The sequence below is a fragment of the Acinetobacter sp. GN11 genome (assembly GCF_054823985.1).
In genome coordinates this window covers 1-19,970 of record NZ_JRVL01000049.1, presented here as the reverse complement: position 1 = coordinate 19,970, position 19,970 = coordinate 1, and the positions used below count along the sequence as shown (strand labels likewise).

The window sequence follows — 19,970 nt, the reverse complement described above, 5'->3', positions numbered from 1 at the left end:
TTTATAAATTAGGCACTTTAATGACGTCGCCAATGCGAAGCTGAGTAGAAGGCGTCAAATTATTCAGCTCAGCCAAGAAATTGGTTTCTAAACCATATTTGCTGGCAAGGCCAATTAATGTATCACCACGCTTCACTTTGTATTCCACAACAGTTTTGGGAATCACAATATTTTGACCGCGCTGTAAATTAGCACTCGCTTTTAATGCATTCATTTCAGCAAGTTCACGCACTGAAATACCCGCACGGCTCGCAATACTATTCAAAGACTCACCAGATTTAACAGTATATCTTTCAGTGTTTTTACCAGCCGCAACTGTTTTAGTTGACGACTTGTTATCAACTTTAGCTGTTTCTACTGTAGGCACATCACCTGTTAGCTTTAAACGTTGCCCTACACGAACGCTACTGGTACGTGAAAGGCCATTCAATGCAGTAAGATAATCCAACTGTAAATGGTAACGGTTAGCAATATTACCTAAGCTATCGCCAGATTTGACTGTATACGTTTCTGGTGTTTCTTCTTTAGTATTTTTAGAAGGTTTAGTTGGTGCTTCTTCTTCAACTGTACCTGTGAGTTTTAAACGTTGACCAGCACGCAAACCAGCACTACGAGACAAACCATTTAAGTCAGCCAAATAGCCTGTTTGCAAGTTATATTTACTCGCAATCGCATTTAGACTATCCCCAGACTTTACAACGTATTGTTCTGGAACACTCACACCAGCTGGTACTTTTATCGTTTGACCAAGCTGTACATGGCTACTCGCTTTTAAGTTATTTAACTCGGCTAACTCCGCTAGGCTAATTTTTGATTTCGTTGCAATACTCGATAAAGTATCACCACGCTGTACTTTATAGCCTTCTGTTTTATAAGAAACACTTAGCGTCGCCTTCTCAGATTTACTAGAAGTTTTAGTTTCAGCGACTTCATCTACAGAAATATCTTGTGTAGGCACATTAATTTTTTGGCCAGCCATCAAGTTACTACCCGCAGATAAACCTGGCGTTAATTCAGCAAGTTCCTGATTAGAGAGCGCATAACGATCTGCAATCAATTTAAGGTATTCACCGCGCTTCACAGTATAACTTTTAGTTGCTATACGTTTTGCACTTGCCTGAACTGCTTTCGGCTCTGCTTTAGCAATTGAACGAATATTCTTAGGCTCTTTTAACTGTAGTTTTTGCCCAACAAATAGGCCATCGGTCACTGATAAATCGTTATATTCAGCTAATTGTTTTACTGACAAATTAAACTGATTAGCAACACCGCTTAAACTGTCGTTAGCTTCAACTATATATACATCTGGTTTAGCCGTACTTTTAGAAGTAGTTTGAGTGTCTTGTGGCTTAGCATCATAAAGATAAAGCGTTGACCCTACATATAACGTCTTTTCAGGGTCAATTTGGTTCCACTTAGCAACATCGCGCCAGTTCACACCATTTTTCATTGCAATAACGGCTAAAGTATCGCCCGGTAAAACCGTATAAATACTACGCTTACCTTTAGGTTGTACAACCACTACATCAGTATCAGTCTTGATGTAAGGTTTATCTTTATTGCGCTGTCCATCTTCTGAATTCGCAACGCTGGCATCTTCAGCTAAAGTTTTTGGATAAGCAAAACCTCTACTTACCTCTTTACCTTGTTGCTCTGCAACTGACTGGCTCGTCTGAATTGCGGTTAACCTAATTTTGCCATCATACGGATCGACAATTTCAGTTCCTTTAGGCGCGATTGCTTTTAATTCAGCAACGACTTGATCTTTTTCAGCTTGAGTTGCTTGCGGTTGTAAAGCTTGATCTACAGTCTCTTTTTCACCTTCAGCGCGAACCGCCGCTAAAATCTTTTCACGTTCAGAAGCCGAAATTGGTGGCTCCATTTTAACAGGCTTTTTAATGTTAGCTGCATTGGTTACAGCTACAGGAATACGCGGTGCACTCGGTACATCCGCTGATGCTGCAAAGGCAGCCAACGCATCTGAACCACGTGGTGTAGATTTTGATGAACTATTCTTCACTGGTGAAGATGGTTTAACTGGCTGAACTTGTGTTGTAGGAGTAGTTTTTGTTGTCACTGTAGTAGAAGGACTAACAGTTGTAGGTGTAGACGGTGAAGTTACATTTGCCCACCAACCAGAGCTACTACCCGATTTTGTACCTTTTAATTTATTATCAATTGAAGGACTTAAATCTGCTGGAATCAAAATACGCATTGGACTTGCAGGGTCTACTGCTTCACCACGATATCCGGGGTTCAATGCATAAAGTTCTGAACGGCTTAACCCTGCGGTAGAAGCAATTTCATTTAAAGTTAAAGGTGCAGATAAAGTCACTTCACGGAAATGGGGTCTATTTGCAATTGGCGGTAGTTCGACACCATAAGCCTTTGGATTTTTAATAATTTGAGCAACAGCTAAGAAACGTGGAACATAATTCATCGTTTCTGCAGGTAATTTTAATGACCAATAGTCAGTTGGTAAACCAGCAGCTTGGTTACGGTTAATCGCTTGTTGAATACGTCCCGGGCCAGCATTATAAGCCGCTAAAGCAAGTTCCCAAGAACCAAATTGATTATAGAGGCTTCCCAAAAATTCATAAGCTGCGCGAGTCGATTCAACCACATCTCGGCGCCCATCATACATACCAGTTTGCTTTAAGCCATAAATACGACCAGTACTTGGAATAAACTGCCATAGCCCCGCGGCTGCTGCACTACTTGTTGCAGCTGGGTCATAAGAACTTTCAATTACAGGTAATAATGCAAGTTCTGTTGGTAAGCCACGGCGTTCAGCTTCTTTCACAGTATGGTACAAATAACGACTGGCACGAGCACTCAAGCGATCAAGGTAAGGCTGACGAGAAATAAACCAGCTACGCTGAGCTTCAATACGTGAATCCCAATGATTCAAGTCCATTTTGAAACCAACAGACATACGCTTCCAGACATCACCATGCTTCAAAATAAGCAGACGATCACCTTCTACAGCGCGCATATCGGTTGCTGAAAGTAAGTCTTCCAAAGAGTCAAGACTACTCGCATCTAAATAACCTGCACCACTGACCTGTTTCGATTTTGAGGTTTTTGCAGATTGCGGAGTCGATGAACAGCCTGTTGTAATACCCAACGCAGCTAAAGCAGAGCTAAGTACGGTAATTTTGAACAATGATGCCGCAGATGGCTGCCACACAAATGTGGTTGGTTTATACATAAAAACTTCCAAACAACTCGCGTAATATTTTTTGGGGTCTGGCCACAAACCCTAGGTCTTCGATGCCATTGTAGTAAAGCGTGCAAGATAGACAAGGCAATAATTTGATGTCATTTGCATGGAAATGTTACAAGAAATTAAAAAAACCTTGCTTTGTTACGATGGAACCGAACTTTTTGCGTATACAATACACCATATTCAGTTCTTTTTCTTTTAGTTTAGGTTTCGATTTATGTCTCAAACAATCACACTGTATGTTGATGGTGCATGTCGTGGCAATCCGGGTTTAGGTGGTTGGGGCGCATATGTCATTACCGAGCAGGGTGAACATAAATTATTTGGCGGTGAACCGGATACAACCAATAACCGCATGGAACTCACTGCTGCGATTGAAGGCGTTTCATTTTGCCCAACCGATGCTCATTTAATTATTTGGACAGATTCAAATTATGTGAAGCAAGGGATTACTGAGTGGATTCATGGCTGGAAAAAGAAAAACTGGAAGGATGTAAAAAATCCTGATCTTTGGCAAAAATTAGATGCTGTATGTGCTGGTCGAAATATTGAGTGGCATTGGATTAAAGGCCATGCTGGACATGCTGGCAATGAAATGGCCGATGAGCTTGCAAATATCGGAGCCGATCAAACCGCACTGCAAAAAAAAACAGTTCAAGCGACTGCCCTGCAAGATATAAAAAAGCCTGAAGAGGATTGGTTGCTTGATGACCCTTTTGGGTTTGATATGGCAGAAGTAGCCGAAGAAGATAATATTGATCTTGAACAGCCCGAAGAAGTTGAGATGATTATTGTGGAAGAAGAAGTTATTGAAGTTGAAGCTGCTGAGCCAGAAAGTAAGCAACCCGTTAATAATATTCATCCTCAAATTGTTGTGACCGAAGCCAAATTACAATTACAAGGGCCTCGACAACTGATTCTCGATACAGAAACCACTGGTTTTTATTTCCAAGATGGCGATCGCATTATTGAAGTGGGCGCGATTGAAATGATTAACCGGAAACTCACCGGTAGCTCAATTCATATTTATATTAACCCGCAAAAACCCGTAGGCGACTCAGAAAATATCCATGGTATCAGTGATAACTTCTTAAAAGATAAACCGCTCTATGCAGAAATTGCTGACACGCTCTTTGATTATTTAAAAGGCGCAGAGATTATTGCTCATAACGCAACCTTCGATATGAACTTCCTTGATATGGAGTTTAGACGCGCTGGCCTTCCTGCGCTTTCGGAAGTATGTGAGGTAACAGATACATTAGCTTTAGCAAAAAGCAAACATCCGGGACAAAAAAACTCGCTTGATGCCCTTGTAAGACGTTATGAAATTCCAGCACGTGACCGTACTTTCCACGGCGCATTACTCGATGCTGAAATTCTTTCAGACGTTTACCTAGCAATGACAGGTGGACAGGTTTCTTTTGATATAGATGCCTTATCTCAAAGTGAAAACAGCCTGAACACAGCAAATAAAACCAGGGTTCAAATTGACTTACCAGTTATTCATCCTTCCGAAGAAGAGCTCAATACACATGAGACTTGGGTCAAAGAATTTGAGAAAAAACATGGAGAACCTTGCCTTTTTGCAAAATAAATTTTTGATTCTTTAGCGTTTTTTAGCTTTTCCCCTTTGTAAGTTAAGTTATATTAGTCACATAGATTTTTAGCTCAAATTACCGAGCACTACGAATATAACAATTGATTTTTTTGCAAAGGGGAACGTTTATGTCTGAGCATACTTCGATTCATTTCGATCCAACAGCTTTACTCATCATTAAACATGAAATTGATCGCTCAATAAAACTGGTTGAGGGCGCAGTAAGTACTTTAATTGAAGAACAAACACTCCCTTTTGGTATTGATGATGCATTAGAACAATTTAAGCAATGCACTCAAGTCCTACGTTTAATTGATATCCCCTATCTTGCAAAAATTACTCAATATTCTACTGAGCTAATGCAAAAAATTATTGCGAAGCCAACGCAAATTAATACGAACGATGTCGTTGCACTGAGTGAAGGCACGACTATGGTAAAACGATATATTGAGTTTATCTGTTTGCGTGAATTACAAGTACCTCAGTTTCTTCTTAATACCTTAAACAATTTAGAATTAGCTTTAAATAAACCGCTGACATCTTCTGGACAAGCGATTGCTCCTTTACTTGCAAATACTTCGCTTGAACTTCCATCTCCAGAAGTGTTTATAAATGAACAAACTCAGTTTATTCATCAGCTCTATAAGCTATCTCTGCATCAATTTTTAAATAAGACAGAAGCTACTCATAATTTTCAAGCTTTTAAACTGATTGCGACCTATTTAGTCAGCATGGCAAACCATCAGCCAAGCCAACAATATTGGCAACTCGTAAATTATGCTTTCGACCATAATGATAACTTGCTTTTAAATGATTCACGCCTACGTGTACTCATTAATATTGAAAGTTATATTGGTCAGTTCCTAGCAACTCCAGAAACTTTTAAGCCCGATTTGGCTGCCCTTGCAGATATTTTAAGTATAGTTATCGCTCAAGAAGATGAAGTTGCTCACCATATTCGCAACCAACTGCATATTGGCGATGAAATACAAACGGACACGCAACTACTGGTTTTAAGCCGCCATCTTTTTGGTCCTGACTTCGACACCATGCACGCAGTCAGCCAATTAATCTTGAGCGAAATGAACAAAGTGCGTAACGATATTGAATATAACTATCAAAATATGTCGACTGAAAAAGCACAGCAATTACAAACAAGCCTTTTACAGCTCGCATATACATTTAAACTACTTAACCTTGATGAAGCTTCATCTCAGCTTTCTCAACAAGCTAGCAGTTTAAGTCAGCTCAATATATTAAGTAATGAAAACTATGCTCAGCAGCTTATGGACAGCATTTTGTCTGCCATGAACTCAATTGGTATTTTGGTCCGCCAATATACGTCTAGTCGCTTACAACTTAACGTGAACAATACGAATATTTCTTTAGATCGTCTTGATGAGGCACATCAAGCCTTACTCACCGAGACGAAAAATTTAATTGATTTTATTTGTCAGAGCCTGACGTTATATGCAAATGATTCAACACAAAATATAGAGGCAATTGCAGGTTCATTAAAAGAGCTAGCGGGTGCAGCCGAATTTCTAGGAAGCACCATTCAACAAGATGCTTTACTTCAGACTGCTCAATTTGTTCAGCAACAACTTGAAAAAAACCAGCCTTTTAATACAGACCAAATTCACTGTATTTTTAACGTATTAGCGGGCCTTGACATGTTGGTTGACAATTTAAAAAATAAACAACCTGTTCTACAATCCATGTTTAATGTAGCATTGTCGAGTAGTCAACAACTTCAAGAAAAGGCAGCTTAATGTCTGAATTATCACTTGCTTATATTTTTCATCATCAACAATTACTGGTTGATCAAAACCTTCAACTACCCAAAGTCGAAAAGTTAGCAAGTGATTTACTTTTCACTCATGATGAACAGGTCATTGCACGTGACTTGCTTGCTGAGGAACCGATCCCCGAAGGCTTACAACTGGTTCCAATTCGCCAACTCATTACAAGTTGGTCGAAAGAACAGTTTTTACAAGCAAGCCGCGCTGTACAGTTACTTGAATGGCGACGCAATCATAAGTTTTGTAGTCACTGCGGACACCCAACAGAAGTTCATCCAACTGAATATGCAATGGTGTGTCCTTCTTGTCGCTATCACCAATATCCTCGTGTAAACCCATGCATTATTACCGTCATTACGCGAGGTGATGATGAAATCTTGCTGGCGAAGTCAGTTCACAATAAAACTAACATGTATGGTTTGATCGCGGGTTTTGTTGAGGTCGGTGAGACGCTTGAAGAAGCAGTACAACGCGAAGCTTTTGAAGAAGTAGGCCTAAGACTCAAAAATGTTCAATATATGTCAAGTCAGCCTTGGCCGTTCCCAAGTAACCTTATGGTTGCGTTTAGAGCAGAATATGAGTCTGGTGAAATTAAGCTACAAGAAGAAGAAATTGCAGATGCACAATTCTTCAAAATTGATCAATTACCTGAAATTCCATTTAAAGGTAGTATTGCTCATTCAATGATTATGCAGATTACCCAAGCCGAGTAATCTGCCGTGTTTTAAACGAGAGTATCGTTTAAAACACTTCTTCAAGAAAATGTAAAATAGTTCTTTTAGTCCTGAAGTAATGACTAATAAAACTAGAGAGACTGGCCAAAATTGTAATATGTCCAGTTTTAGGAATCACGGCGATATGGCTGTGATTTCCCTTTTCTCTAAGTGCTAAATCCATATCTAAAGTATTGTGTTTTTTCACAATCTGATCATTTTCAGCCATCAAAAGGTAATGTTTAATATTATTTTGATTGACGAAATAATATGGCATGACTTCTTTATAAGAGATGCCTTGATCAAATGCATCTTCGGCCAGTGGGTCACCCTTGTAGTCAAAATGATAAGGCCCAGCTAAACCAATTATTGCCTTAATTTTCCCTAGACACTCAATTTTAGTTGAATCAGGGTGATAAACAGCAGACATGACATTAAATGCGCCTGCAGAATGTCCCATGAGCACAATATTTTCTGTAGAGATTTCTAGTTTGTCTTGGTTTTGATGCAAATAATTCAATGCCTGAGTCAGGTCATCAACAAAACTTGGGAAAATATTTTTAGGTGCTAACTGGTAGTTAATCACAGCAACGTCATAGCCTTCTTTGGCAAATGTCTCACCAATAAAAAGATAATCTCGTTTATTACCATGTTGCCAAGCCCCGCCATGCACAAAAACAATAAGGGGCTGATGAGTTAGCTTTTTAACAGATCGGTAAACATCCAAACGGTGGCGAGGCTTTAGGCCATAACGAACATTTGGAACCTGCTCAAAACCATCTTTTGGCGTAAAACGGTTTAAAGCAAAACTCCCCAAATCATACAGGCGGAAATCTTTATAAAGAGTTCGCGCCTGTTCAATTTTGCTTTGTACTTGTTCAATCAGATTCATATATTACTGTGCAGTCGAAGCAGGATCTGTTTGGTCAGGATCAATTGCAACAGGTGTTTGAACTGTTGGTTGAGCAATGACGTTATTAATAATCGGCGTAGTCGTTGTATTACCAGAACTTGCTGCTGGAGCAGGTGCCAAATCAATATTATCAATTAAAGTGACAATTTTGGTGACGTTACCAACGTTTTGTAAAACACTGTTTAAATCATTAATTTCAGCAGTATTTAAACGTCCCATTACATAAAGCACACCATCTTCGGTATGTACAAGAACCTTACTATCAGAAACCACAGGTGCTTTCATTAAAAGAGCACGCGTATTTGCTGTTACACCCGCATCTTGCATGATGGTGTTATAGCTAACCTTGTTACCCACCGTAATATAGTTATGTACGGCTTTCACATCACTCATGGCTTTAAGGTTGTCTTCTGCCAATTGTTTCAAGTACGGGTCTGGTACCTGGCCAGTTAATAAAACTGTACTGTGGAAGCTTTCGATATTAATACGTGACTGCTTGAAACGTTGATCAAGTTTGTAAATGTTGATATTTGCTGTACGTTTAATTGAAGAGTCAATGAATACTTGGCCTAGACTGCGGACACCGCTATCTGTGCCCACTGGAGCTGTGCCTGTTCCACCAGAAATAAAACTTGCGCAACCTGATAAACTTGCGACACAAAGCATTGTTACAGCAATACGTTTTAACACTCCACCAGACTCCTATCAATTGCTTGGCTTGATCATAAAGCATCAGACTTAAATTTGCTCAAAAGAGTAATGAACTCTTAATTCAAAGTAAATGCATTTTCGATCCATTGCAGATCATAATGGAATTTTGAAAAGTCATGCTGTACTGTTTTTGCAATTTTCTGTGGAAAATCAAAACAAATCACATCAAAACGACAATAAAAATCCTGATAAGATGGATAGCGCTGTAAAAAACGCATCGCAGTTTTGATAATTTTCTTCTGTTTTGTCCACGTTACCATTTCACAAGCCTGCCCATAATTTCCTATAGTGCGTGCTTTTACTTCAACAAAAACTAACTCTTGCCCTCTTTTGACGATTAAATCCACTTCGCCACGGCGTGAATGGTAATTACTTGTGACCCATACATAGTTTTGTGCTTGTAAAAGGCTTAAAGCAGTTTGCTCTGCCCATTTCCCCAACTGTTGTGCTAATAACATTTTTATTTTCCCCAATTAAAAGCATCTCTAGATGTTTTTATGCGTAAGTTATTTTCTTAAATTCATCTGTCGCATCAACTCTAAATCGAACAAATGAAAATCAGATCTTTTTCGAAAAGCTCAAACTAGCAGACATTGTTCACGCCCAAATCATAATTTCGGGTAAACTACCCAATTAAAATTGTTTATATGTACGGAGTAAAACCAAATGAGTGCTCAGTTATTTGTTGTAGCCACCCCAATCGGGCACTTAGATGATATGACTTTCCGTGCAATTGATATTTTAAAATCAGTTTCTATTGTAGCTGCCGAAGATACTCGCCAATCAGCACAATTATTTAAGCACTATAATATATCGACTCAACTTACTGCATGTCATGACCACAATGAAAGCAATAAAATTGAGCAGTTAGTTCAAAAATTACTTGCTGGCGATAGCGTTGCGTTAATTAGTGATGCAGGTACACCGCTCATCAGTGACCCAGGCTTTAAATTAGTCCGCGCTGCTCAAGAACATGGCATCAGAGTCGTTCCTGTGCCAGGTGCGTGTGCTGCTATTGCTGCCTTAAGTGCGGTAGGTTTACCAAGTGACCGTTTTAGCTTTGAAGGATTTCTGCCATCGAGAGCCTCACAACGTATTTCTCAATTAGAAAAACTTAAGAACGAAACTCAAACCTTAATTTTCTATGAAGCACCCCATCGTATTTTAGAGTCTATTAAAGATATGGCTCAAGTATTTGGTGAAGACCGTCCTGTAGGGTTTGCACGTGAAATTACCAAAACCTTTGAAACCATAAAAAAAATGACCTTAAAAGATTTAGTCAGCTTCATTGAAAACGACCACAACCAAGAAAAAGGTGAAATTGTAGTGGTTGTGGGTGGTGCAGCTGCAAAAACAGATCTAGAACAAGAAAAACTAGATGAACTTTTAAAGCGTTTACTTCAAGACTTATCTGTTAAAGCAGCATCTCAACTTGCTGCCGATTTAACAGGAATTAAGAAAAAAGTCGCTTATCAACGTGCGCTCGAGTTAACTCAATCTTAATTTTTTAATTAGATATGGTGATGACACAGACTATTTGTCATCACCATCTGTTAATTTTGCATAATAAAATATAAGAATAAGAGTACTAAGATGACTGAACAAATGGGCAAACTTGGCCCTCATGAAGGACAAGAACTAGAATTATTATTTTCAGGCGAGAAACCTATCGCTCTATTTTACGATCTATTACCTGTCAGTTTTTTAAAGCATCTCGAACAAGGTACTTTATCTATACTGAGTAAAGATATTGAAACCTCTCTGCCTTTACCCTTTTCAATTATGCTGATCTATAAAGATGCAGCTTTAGCAGATTTAAATGAACTCATGATATGTATTGAAACTTTATTTAAAGAAACTAATTTTGAAAAATGTATAGAACTTGAACGAAGAATTGGACAGCTTTTAGGTTACTCAGAACAAGATATAGAGTTTTATATTCAGCATATTTCCAATCGCCATTTAAAAAGAAACCTCTAAAAACTATCTCAATATATATTTTGCTGACTCCACAATAGTCTCTGTCAGTGCATCCAACTGTTTAGACTGCCTTTTCCAATGGTGCCAATATAACGGAATGTCGAGCTCAGCCTCAGGTATAACATCCACTAAAGTTCCATTGCTTAGCAAAGATTGAACCTGAAGCTCGGGTACCATGCCATATCCCAAACCTAATTGGATTGCTTTCACAAACGCATCAGTAGCAGGAATAAAACTATAAGGATAGCTCTGCAAAGGCAAACCATAATATTTCAGTAGTACCTCTGAATGCATCAGGTCTTTATGGTTAAAAATTACAGCGGGTGCATTTCTTAAAGTTTCTCGGTTTACGCCATGTTTAAACCAGTCAGCTGCAAATTCAGCAGAAGCCAACATTTTATAACGCATTTTCCCAAGTGGTTGAGCTAAACAGCCTGACATGACCTGCTCTTCTGCCGAGATACATGCGTTGACTTGCCCTGTTTCTAATAAAGTATGCGTATGCGATTGGTCATCAATTTTTAGTTCTAAGACTATTTTTTCTTTAAAAAGGGTTTGCTGAATGCTAGGTAAAAGCCAAGTCGCTAACGAATCTGCATTTGAAGCTAGAGCAATTTTATAGAATTCCGATTCAGATGATTTCCCCATCAAACCCTGTAATAAGTTTTGCTCCATTAATCTCGTATGACGTAAATGTTGCAATAACGTTTGCCCAGCTTGTGTGAGTACACATGGGCGCCCACGGATAATTAAAATTTGGCCTAAATACTTTTCTAAAGCTTGCACGCGTAAAGACACTGCCGAGGGCGTAATATATAAATGCTCACCTGCCGCATCAAAACTTCCTACTTCTGCGACTGCAAGAAAAGCTTCACATTGTTTGCTATCTAGCATATCAAACCTAAATTTTTTTTAGCCAAACCTAAATATTCTTAATTTTACTTATTTCTTAAGAAAAAGTCAGATAATTCCCACATCTGATTTTTCCACCTTATTGTTATGTTCTCTCTTAGTATATTTTTTAAAGGCTTCGGTATTGGTAGCGGGCTTATTGTAGCAATTGGAGCGCAAAATGCTTTTGTTCTAAAACAAGGGCTTAAACAGCAATATGTATTTTGGCTATGTTTAATTTGTGCGCTGTCCGACTCAATTCTAATCGCTTTTGGTGTATTAGGTTTTGCCGAAATCATGACAGCATCACCGATCTTAATTACGGTCGCTAAATATTTAGGTGCAACATTCTTATTCGTCTACGGTGCGAAAGCATTCTATGCTGCCTTAAAAACTACCCAAAGCATGGAGCTTGATAGCAGCCAGAAACAGACTTTAACTCAAGCACTAGTAACCTGTCTTGCCTTTACTTGGCTTAACCCACATGTCTATTTGGATACCATTGTTCTGATTGGTTCAGTTGCAACTCAGCTAGAAGACAAAATTAGTTTTGCTTTGGGCAGCATTGTTGCCTCTTGGATTTTCTTTTTTAGTTTAGGCTATGGCGCAAGGTTATTAAAACCATTATTTACCAATCCTAAAGCATGGAAAGTCTTAGATTTCATTATTGGTTGCGTTATGTGGAGTATTGCAATATCGCTTCTCATCTAATGCATTCAAACAGTAAAAAGTACCATGTCTGAATGGTACTTTTTATGCGCTCATAATTATGCTTGAGAACCCAACACCAGTTTTGACTGTTTTCTTTCTTGCTGAGACTGTTTTATAACAGCATAACCAGAAGACACACCCAAGTAAGCAATGACAAAGGCAACAAATAAATCTGGAAATACGCTCCCTGTTCCAAATACGCCAACCGCCGCTAAAATCACAGCAATATTGGCAATAGAATCATTTCTACTACAGAGCCAAACTGAACGCATATTGGCATCTCCATCACGGTACGCATAGAGCATCAGCGCAACTGAAACGTTAGCAATTAAAGCCATCACGCCAATTGCTCCCATCACCATAGGCTCAGGTGGAACACCATAAAAATATGACCAGACCACTTTCGCAATAACAAAAACACCGAAAGCTGCCATCGTTATTCCTTTAAGTAATGCAGCTGTTGCACGCCAATACAAACTCATCGAAAGCACAACTAAAGATAATGCATAATTTGCTGCATCTCCGGCAAAATCTAATGCATCGGCCCACAATGAAACAGATTGGGCTTTATAACCGCCCAATATTTCAACTACAAACATCAAAGCATTGATCACAAGTGCAATCCATAACGCTCTTCTAAAACGTGGACTCACCTTTTTTGAAGGAGAACATGTTGAAGCACAACCACATCCAGCCATTTTATTTCCTCAAGAACTCTTTTATAGTGATTAAAAACCCTTGAGTAGCTCCAGAGTCAAGCCTTATGAATCTTTCTATTGGTCAATTATCAAAAAAAGCGGATGTTCCAATTGATACGATCCGTTATTACGAAAAAGTAGGTGTGTTGGACCGTATCCAACGTTCAGAAAATAATTATCGTATTTATACCGAGCAAACGCTGAACGACCTATTGTTTATTAAGCATTGCCGAGAATTAGATATTTCACTCAGTGATATTAAAACGTTAAAAGAAATGAAATCTCAGCCTAAACAGGCATGTACGAAAATTGATAATTTAGTAGATAAATACTTAAATGAAGTATCTGAAAAAATTGAACGATTATTGCTTTTAAAAGAATCTTTAATTGATTTAAAACAGCACTGCTCTACCAATCGAACAGTAGATGAATGTGGAATTTTAAAAGAACTACAAAGCTCTCCTTAAAACCTATTTTAGTAAATTTACACAAATAAAAAAGCACCACTCATGTGATGCTTTTTTAAGATTAATGGTCGCTATGTTCATCAGGAGGAACTTCGGTAATTCTTCCACCCCGAGCTAAAAATGCGGCGATTTCATCTTCCAGCGCTTGGCGCTGTTTCTGTTTAGCAGTTACAGTCAGCGTTTCTGCCTCAGCAAGATCAGTATCACTCATACCGCCTACTTCTTCATCAGCTGCACCGCTTTCGGCTGCTTTCGCTTCATCTTCATCTACAGCAGAATCTTCTGCATCTTCATAATCATTGATATCTGACATTTCACACTCCCCACAATGATTTTTATTGCATCATCGCTATGGTCCCAAGACCTCAGAAATTTAGCAATCTCTTTGCGTTTAGCAAAGAGCCAAATTAGTCAATTCCGTATCTTTTATGACCAAATTGGTAATGATATATAAATGATTGTTCAAAAAATATCTACTGGCATTGAATTCGCTTAGTAGAGTATTGATCAGGTAAATATTTTAATGCCAATAGCGGGTACTTTGTAAAGCCCCTAAACCATTTGCTTGTTGCATAAATCGATCTTTTAAAACTGGAGTAAGCTCAACTTGCTTAAGCCCCATATTACGAGCCCACACGACTGGAAATAATTCACTACTTTCAAGCCAACCAATTGCCGACATGCTATGCATCATTGCATCATTTTGACCTTTACGGCGATGTTCATAGCGCATTAAAGTTTGCTCATGCGCCCATACACCACGCTTTAAATCGTGAAGCAATACATCACACAGCACTGCCGCATCAAGACAGCCAATATTTACCCCTTGACCAGCAAGTGGATGAATCACATGTGCGGCATCACCAATCAACGCTAAGCCTGCTTTTACATATTGTTTTGCAGCGCGAGCTTTGAGTGGAAATTGTGCTCTTGAACGAACCTCTAACACCTTACCCAACATGTGTTGGCTTTCTTGAGTTAAAAGTTGCATAAACGCCGTATCGTTTAAAGCTGAATATTCATCGGCATAATCATCTGGTAGTGTCCAGACAATGGATTGCCAATATCCATTTTCAGTTTCTTCAAGACTTGCCATAGGTAAATATGCCAAAGGTCCTGTAGGTAGGAAAATTTGACGGGCAACATAATGATGGGGTTTTGCTGTTCTAATTGCACAACTAATGGCTGCTTGTTTGTAATCTAGTACGTCAAGATCAATAAAAGCTTGTTCACGTACAAATGAATTTGCACCATCTGCACCAATAAGCAATTTAGTTTTAAGTATAGTGCCGTCTGCTAATTGAATATGCCAACATCCAACACCCTGCTCAATACGTGTAACACGCACTTGAGTACGGTAATCTGTAAGCTGCTGCAACATTTTTTGCTGAATGGCAACGTTCAGTACACTTGGTTCCACCATAGAACCTAAGGCTTGCTCTGGTATCGGTCTTTGTATGGACTCATGGCCAAAATTAATTTCACCGTAGCCATTAAGATTCCAGACCTGCATGCCTGTATAAGGCATTTGACGTGCCAGATCATCCCAAACATTTACCGTGTTAAGCAAATGAATGGTCGCTTGGCTTAAGGCTAAAACACGTGGATTCATCACGCTTAATGTTTTTTCAACATCAAGCACAGGAGCAGCATCAAGCACTGTGGGTTGTACGCCACCTTGCGCAAGTAATAAAGCAGTTAAACCACCAACCAATCCACCACCAACAATGACGACATCCAACACTTCACTCATGCTTTTAACCCCATTGCATAGTTAGCTACCAATGGTTTTACACCCGGAATGACATCAAATGCAATTAACCCCGTATTACGAATTAATTTTAATAATGGGTTTTGGTTACTAAAACCACGAACTACAGTGTCACAGAACTTAATCACGCGCTGCTGATCTGATAAACGAGCTTGTTCATAGGCAAGTAAGTTATCTGGGTTACCTAAATCATCAGAAGTAGTTAATTGGTTAACTAAATAACGCACTAAAACATCGGCATCACGTAGGCATAAATTAAAACCTTGCCCTGCAACCGGATGAATTGTATGCGCTGCATTACCCATTAAAATAACACGACCAACAGCTTGTTTATGTGCAAGCACTTGTGAAAGTGGATAGCTAAAACGTTTACCCGTTTTTTCAAATTTACCCGCTCGGTCACCATAGGTTTGTTGTAAAGCACTTAAGAAATGCTGGTCATTTTCATCACCTAGCCATTCATTTTCGGTGCCTTTTTTCACAGGCCATACCACTGAACGGCGGTATTCACCAGGTAAAGGTAATAAGGCTAAAGGGCCTAATGCGCTAAACCGTTCAAAACCTACCTGTTCATGAGGTTTTGATGTCTGAACCGTAGTCACAATTGCAACCTGATCATAGTCATGAACATCAACACCCACACCAATTGCCTGACGACAAAAAGAATCGCGCCCATCAGCCGCAATTAATAATTTTGACTCAAGTTTTAAAGTTTCCTCGCCACGCAAAGCTTCAATATGTACTTGTTCGGCATCTTGAGTTAAAGCTGTAACCTGTACACCATCAATTAGCTCAATCAAAGGTTGTTGGCGCACTTGAGTTAAAAGCACACGGCCAAGCCAAGCATTTTCAATTACTTGCCCAAAGCTTTCGACTTTTTCTTGTTCTGCAATTAAACGTGCCTTGCCAAAACTACCTTGCTCTGTAATATGGACTTGCAAAATTGGAGTGGCATGTTGCTGTAATGCATCCCACAACCCTAGCTTCTGATAAATCTGTACGCTACGACGCGATAAAGCCGTATTACGAGCATCAAAACTCGAATGGTAAGGGGCAACATTTTGATCATCATAGTTTGGATATTTCACAGCTTCTAATAGCTTTACCGCAATATTAGCTTTCGCCAGCATGAGTGAAAGGCTCAAACCCACCATTCCCCCACCTACAATAATCACTTGTTGTTGCATCGAGTTTTGCTCCTTTGGCGAATACGTTTAATTATGCTTTAGCTTGCGCCATTAAATGTTCAATATCTGCAATATCTTTAACCACATTAGCAGTTAAAACTCGTGGTCCTTTCGAGGTTGCGACCACATCATCTTCAATACGAATACCAATACCACGCCATTTTTCATCTACAGTTTCATCATCTGGTGCGATGTATAAACCAGGTTCAACTGTAATGACCATACCCTCTTCATATTGACGCCAGTCTTCACCTTTTTTGTAAGATCCGACATCGTGTACATCTATGCCTAGCCAATGACCTGTGCCATGCATATAAAACTGACGGTATGCTTCGGTTTCGATGAGTTCGTTAACATCACCTTTGAGCAAACCTAAATTAACTAAGCCTTCAGTTAAAATTTTAACTGCTATTTCATGAGGCTCACGGTACGAATTACCAATACGAACTGCGTCAATCGCTGCATATTGGGCAGCCAATACAACTTCATATAATGCTTTTTGCTCAGCACTAAATTTACCATTGACCGGAAAAGTACGGGTGATGTCTGACGCATAGAATTCATATTCACATGCAGCATCAATTAAGACTAAATCACCATCTTTGAGTGGCTTGTTATTTTCAACATAATGTAAAACACAAGCATTAGCCCCACCGCCTACAATACTGTTATAAGACGGAACACAACCATTTTTCCCAAAAATATAATTGAGTTCAGCTTCAAGGGCATATTCCATCATGCCTGGACGTACCGTTTGCATCGCACGCGTATGTGCTTCGGCACTAATATTTGCAGCAATTTGCATCAGCTCAAGTTCTTGTGGTGACTTAACTAAACGCATTTCATCAACAATACGGTCGAGCTGGAGCAATTGAGCTGGAGCACTCTCATGTCGGTGTTCGTCATCTGCTTTTTTAATCCACTGGCTCACCCGTGCATCAAACTCAGCATTGTGCCCAATACGATAATAAAGACGCTCTTTATTTAATAATTTTTCAATAATTTCTTCATCAAGCAAATCAATTACATATGCTTCATCAGCATCATAGTCTTCAACTGCACCATCAACTCCGGCACGGAAACCATTCCAGATTTCCATCTCGCGATTACGTTCACGGCAAAAAAGACTATAGCTATAGTCTTCATCGTCGAAGGTTTCAATGACAGCAACTGCCTCAGGCTCAGCAAAGCCCGTCAAATAGAAAAAACTACTATCGGCACGGAATTTATAATCCGCATCACGATTACGGTACATTTCCTCACGCGTTGCAATAATTGCAATGCTGTTTGGACCCATTTTTTCTGCCAAACGGTCTCTACGATGTCGAAAATCAGCTTGAGGCAATTTCATAATGATCTACTTGATTTAGAATTTTAAAGTCAAAAAATAAAATACAACCAATAACACATCGCCTCAATTAGCTTGGGCGATGTGGAGTAAACATTTCTACAACATTTTGTTCTGTAGCTACAGCAGCAGATTTACTTTTCGCATGAAAGTTTTTCAATAAAGAGCTTTCAGTGACAGTAATTTTTTTTCTGCCAATAGATAAACTTACAGGAATTAAGCGTACAAATTCATACAACTCTTCGTAACTGCTTTCACCTTCCTCATCATTATCAGAGTCTTCAAATTCAACTGCTGCAATATCTTGAAGGTTCTCAATCAACTCAAGTTCATCATCACGAATATGACCCGATGCCAGCCCAAAACCTAATACAACACCCGCACACCAATCTGATAATGCTTGTACACGTTCTTGAAGCGTATGTTCATCATCAGGAAGCATTGGTAAATAATCTAATTCATCATCAGATATAGCGTGAACGACATCTTCTGCTTCATCAGTTAAAAGTGCTAAAGCATCTTCACTTAACTCTGGCACATTAAGGGTTGTTAAAATTTGTGACCATTCTTCACGTGTTGGTGCTTCTGTCACACAAACAATACCTGTTAATAGACCATGTAACTCACTAGGGCTTGAAATTTCTTCAATTCCTTCAAAATGAGCGTTCCAATCTGTCCAGCCTGAAATATCGTCTTGCATTCGTTTATCCAATCTCTATACTTTGTATATATTACCTTTGATTGCAATTCTGTGCGACCTCGTTATGTTAGAACAATTACAGCGGCTACAAGCGCATATTAGCGTATTAAAAACACGCTTACATCATTTAGAGAGTGAACATGCGACACTCTCGGAAGCTAAAGAACTGGCTGAAACAGAGCATCACGCACAAGTTGTGCAAAAAAATAGTATTATCACTAAAAAACAAGAGGAAATTGAGTCGGTAACTGAGCAACTATCTCAGTTAAAAGGTCAATTTCAACAATTGAATCAGGATGCTAACACACTTGCTGAACGTTATAGTCGATTAGAAAAAAGTACGACTGATTTAAAAAATCGTTTTCAAGAAATTCTTGCCGAACGCAATGAATTACGTGTTGCAAAAGAAAAGTTACAAGCCCACCAGCGTCAAACTCAGCAAGAGCTTCATGATTTACAACAAGATCGTGATCGTTTGTTACAAAAAAATGAGCTTGCTAAATCAAAAGTTGAAGCCATTATTCAGCGTTTAGGAATTTTAGGCACTGCCCAAGATCAGCATGCTCAAGAAATTCAGCAGCTTGCCCATCCTAATGCTGAAACTGGTGAGGAGACCCAATCATGAGTGAACAAGTCATGGTAGAGCTTAGGCTGATTGAGCAGACCTTTAGACTCGCGACTACGTTAGATAAAAAAGACGAACTTGAACGTGCAGCAGAACTTCTCAATGAGAAATTTAATGAGATGCGTCGTAGTGCTCCACGTGTTGAGCACAATAAACTGGTCATTATGGTTGCTCTACAATTGACTCAAGAAGTACTGAGCCTTAATAAGTCTTTGCAAGAATACACTCACTGTGAACGTTTACTGCAAACGATATTGGATGATGTTGAACAAATTGTTTAATAAACCATCCATACAAAAACGCCTTGCTCTATGAAGAATAGATGCAAGGCGTTTTTTATTGAGGCTATTAAGCGCAATTGGAAATGATTTTTGCATATTAGTGTACAAAGCTTCATCAAACGCAAACTAAGTTTACAGTTCCTGAGGATTTGAGGATTGCCAACATAGTCAGATCGGTTATACTTGAATTGTCTCTGGGGTGTTCGCCAGCGGGTCTATTCCCCTGCCGATACTTAAACTTATGGATGTGTTCTGTATATTTAGAGTGTATGCCTACTTTCGTGTAGGAAACCCAGCAAGTATACGTCGCGTCCACCTTGAACTCATCGGGTTCAGGGTAACGACACAT

Annotated in this window: 20 protein-coding genes and 1 other RNA gene; 10 read left to right on the top strand and 11 right to left on the bottom strand. The window is 39.2% G+C overall.

Features of this window, described 5'->3' with window-relative positions; all coding sequences use genetic code 11:
• Position 1: 1 nt before the first annotated feature.
• The gene (locus NL42_RS06385) at positions 2-3,211 is read right to left on the bottom strand and encodes a LysM peptidoglycan-binding domain-containing protein (RefSeq protein WP_461312157.1); all 3,210 of its coding nucleotides are present in this window, start codon (positions 3,209-3,211) and stop codon (positions 2-4) included.
• Between the two features lie 232 nt (positions 3,212-3,443).
• On the opposite strand from NL42_RS06385, the gene dnaQ reads away from it, so the two are divergent.
• The 3 genes from dnaQ to nudC all read left to right on the top strand — a co-directional run bounded on the left by dnaQ (position 3,444) and on the right by nudC (position 7,338).
• On the top strand, positions 3,444-4,820 hold the full coding sequence (gene dnaQ, locus NL42_RS06380; RefSeq protein ID WP_461312156.1) for a DNA polymerase III subunit epsilon: 1,377 nt from the start codon (positions 3,444-3,446) through the stop codon (positions 4,818-4,820).
• A gap of 131 nt (positions 4,821-4,951) precedes the next feature.
• Positions 4,952-6,595, top strand: a complete 1,644-nt coding sequence (locus NL42_RS06375; RefSeq protein ID WP_461312155.1) for a chemotaxis protein — start codon at positions 4,952-4,954, stop codon at positions 6,593-6,595.
• Positions 6,595-7,338, top strand: coding sequence for an NAD(+) diphosphatase (nudC, locus tag NL42_RS06370; protein WP_461312154.1), 744 nt, complete (start codon positions 6,595-6,597; stop codon positions 7,336-7,338). Before NL42_RS06375 ends, nudC begins: the two co-directional genes overlap by 1 nt.
• 28 nt (positions 7,339-7,366) lie before the next feature.
• Here nudC and NL42_RS06365 read toward each other — a convergent pair whose 3' ends face one another.
• From NL42_RS06365 to NL42_RS06355, 3 genes are all read right to left on the bottom strand, one after another.
• Positions 7,367-8,230: an alpha/beta hydrolase gene (locus NL42_RS06365; protein ID WP_016138872.1), complete on the bottom strand. Its 864-nt coding sequence runs from the start codon at positions 8,228-8,230 to the stop codon at positions 7,367-7,369.
• 3 nt (positions 8,231-8,233) lie between these two features.
• A complete protein-coding gene (locus NL42_RS06360) occupies positions 8,234-8,941 on the bottom strand; it encodes a BON domain-containing protein (protein ID WP_016138873.1) in 708 nt (235 codons plus the stop codon).
• Between the two features lie 77 nt (positions 8,942-9,018).
• On the bottom strand, positions 9,019-9,420 hold the full coding sequence (locus NL42_RS06355) for a YraN family protein (RefSeq protein WP_461312153.1): 402 nt from the start codon (positions 9,418-9,420) through the stop codon (positions 9,019-9,021).
• Positions 9,421-9,628: 208 nt separating this feature from the next.
• Between NL42_RS06355 and rsmI the strand changes: the two genes are divergently transcribed.
• Positions 9,629-10,465, top strand: coding sequence for a 16S rRNA (cytidine(1402)-2'-O)-methyltransferase (rsmI, locus tag NL42_RS06350; protein ID WP_016138874.1), 837 nt, complete (start codon positions 9,629-9,631; stop codon positions 10,463-10,465).
• 90 nt (positions 10,466-10,555) lie between these two features.
• Positions 10,556-10,942: a hemin receptor gene (locus NL42_RS06345; protein WP_461312152.1), complete on the top strand. Its 387-nt coding sequence runs from the start codon at positions 10,556-10,558 to the stop codon at positions 10,940-10,942.
• 3 nt (positions 10,943-10,945) lie between these two features.
• Here NL42_RS06345 and NL42_RS06340 read toward each other — a convergent pair whose 3' ends face one another.
• On the bottom strand, positions 10,946-11,836 hold the full coding sequence (locus tag NL42_RS06340) for a LysR family transcriptional regulator ArgP (RefSeq protein ID WP_144733375.1): 891 nt from the start codon (positions 11,834-11,836) through the stop codon (positions 10,946-10,948).
• A gap of 105 nt (positions 11,837-11,941) precedes the next feature.
• Between NL42_RS06340 and NL42_RS06335 the strand changes: the two genes are divergently transcribed.
• A complete protein-coding gene (locus NL42_RS06335; protein WP_461312151.1) occupies positions 11,942-12,544 on the top strand; it encodes a LysE/ArgO family amino acid transporter in 603 nt (200 codons plus the stop codon).
• Positions 12,545-12,600: 56 nt separating this feature from the next.
• Here the strand turns inward: NL42_RS06335 and NL42_RS06330 are convergent, their stop codons facing one another.
• Complete coding sequence (locus tag NL42_RS06330; protein WP_461312150.1) at positions 12,601-13,242, bottom strand: cation transporter; 642 nt, start codon at positions 13,240-13,242, stop codon at positions 12,601-12,603.
• A gap of 65 nt (positions 13,243-13,307) precedes the next feature.
• Between NL42_RS06330 and NL42_RS06325 the strand changes: the two genes are divergently transcribed.
• Positions 13,308-13,709: a MerR family transcriptional regulator gene (locus NL42_RS06325; protein ID WP_461312149.1), complete on the top strand. Its 402-nt coding sequence runs from the start codon at positions 13,308-13,310 to the stop codon at positions 13,707-13,709.
• A gap of 61 nt (positions 13,710-13,770) precedes the next feature.
• Here NL42_RS06325 and NL42_RS06320 read toward each other — a convergent pair whose 3' ends face one another.
• From NL42_RS06320 to NL42_RS06300, 5 genes are all read right to left on the bottom strand, one after another.
• Positions 13,771-14,022 carry a hypothetical protein gene (locus NL42_RS06320; protein WP_016138879.1) on the bottom strand — a complete coding sequence of 84 codons (252 nt, stop codon included), beginning with the start codon at positions 14,020-14,022 and terminating at the stop codon, positions 13,771-13,773.
• 207 nt (positions 14,023-14,229) lie between these two features.
• On the bottom strand, positions 14,230-15,462 hold the full coding sequence (locus NL42_RS06315) for an FAD-dependent monooxygenase (protein ID WP_461312148.1): 1,233 nt from the start codon (positions 15,460-15,462) through the stop codon (positions 14,230-14,232).
• A complete protein-coding gene (gene ubiH, locus NL42_RS06310) occupies positions 15,459-16,667 on the bottom strand; it encodes a 2-octaprenyl-6-methoxyphenyl hydroxylase (protein WP_004793923.1) in 1,209 nt (402 codons plus the stop codon). The genes NL42_RS06315 and ubiH overlap by 4 nt, the downstream gene beginning before the upstream one ends.
• A 31-nt stretch (positions 16,668-16,698) precedes the next feature.
• Entirely contained in the window at positions 16,699-18,018 is a 1,320-nt protein-coding gene (gene pepP / locus NL42_RS06305) for a Xaa-Pro aminopeptidase (protein WP_461312147.1), read from the bottom strand.
• A 67-nt stretch (positions 18,019-18,085) separates the two neighbouring features.
• The gene (locus NL42_RS06300; protein WP_461312146.1) at positions 18,086-18,715 is read right to left on the bottom strand and encodes a UPF0149 family protein; all 630 of its coding nucleotides are present in this window, start codon (positions 18,713-18,715) and stop codon (positions 18,086-18,088) included.
• Positions 18,716-18,779: 64 nt separating this feature from the next.
• Between NL42_RS06300 and NL42_RS06295 the strand changes: the two genes are divergently transcribed.
• The 3 genes from NL42_RS06295 to ssrS form a co-directional block, all read left to right on the top strand.
• Entirely contained in the window at positions 18,780-19,340 is a 561-nt protein-coding gene (locus NL42_RS06295; RefSeq protein ID WP_016138884.1) for a hypothetical protein, read from the top strand.
• Positions 19,337-19,621, top strand: coding sequence for a cell division protein ZapA (locus tag NL42_RS06290; protein ID WP_003652859.1), 285 nt, complete (start codon positions 19,337-19,339; stop codon positions 19,619-19,621). The genes NL42_RS06295 and NL42_RS06290 overlap by 4 nt, the downstream gene beginning before the upstream one ends.
• 188 nt (positions 19,622-19,809) lie before the next feature.
• A non-coding RNA gene (ssrS, locus tag NL42_RS06285) (6S RNA) lies at positions 19,810-19,970 on the top strand; the annotation flags it as partial.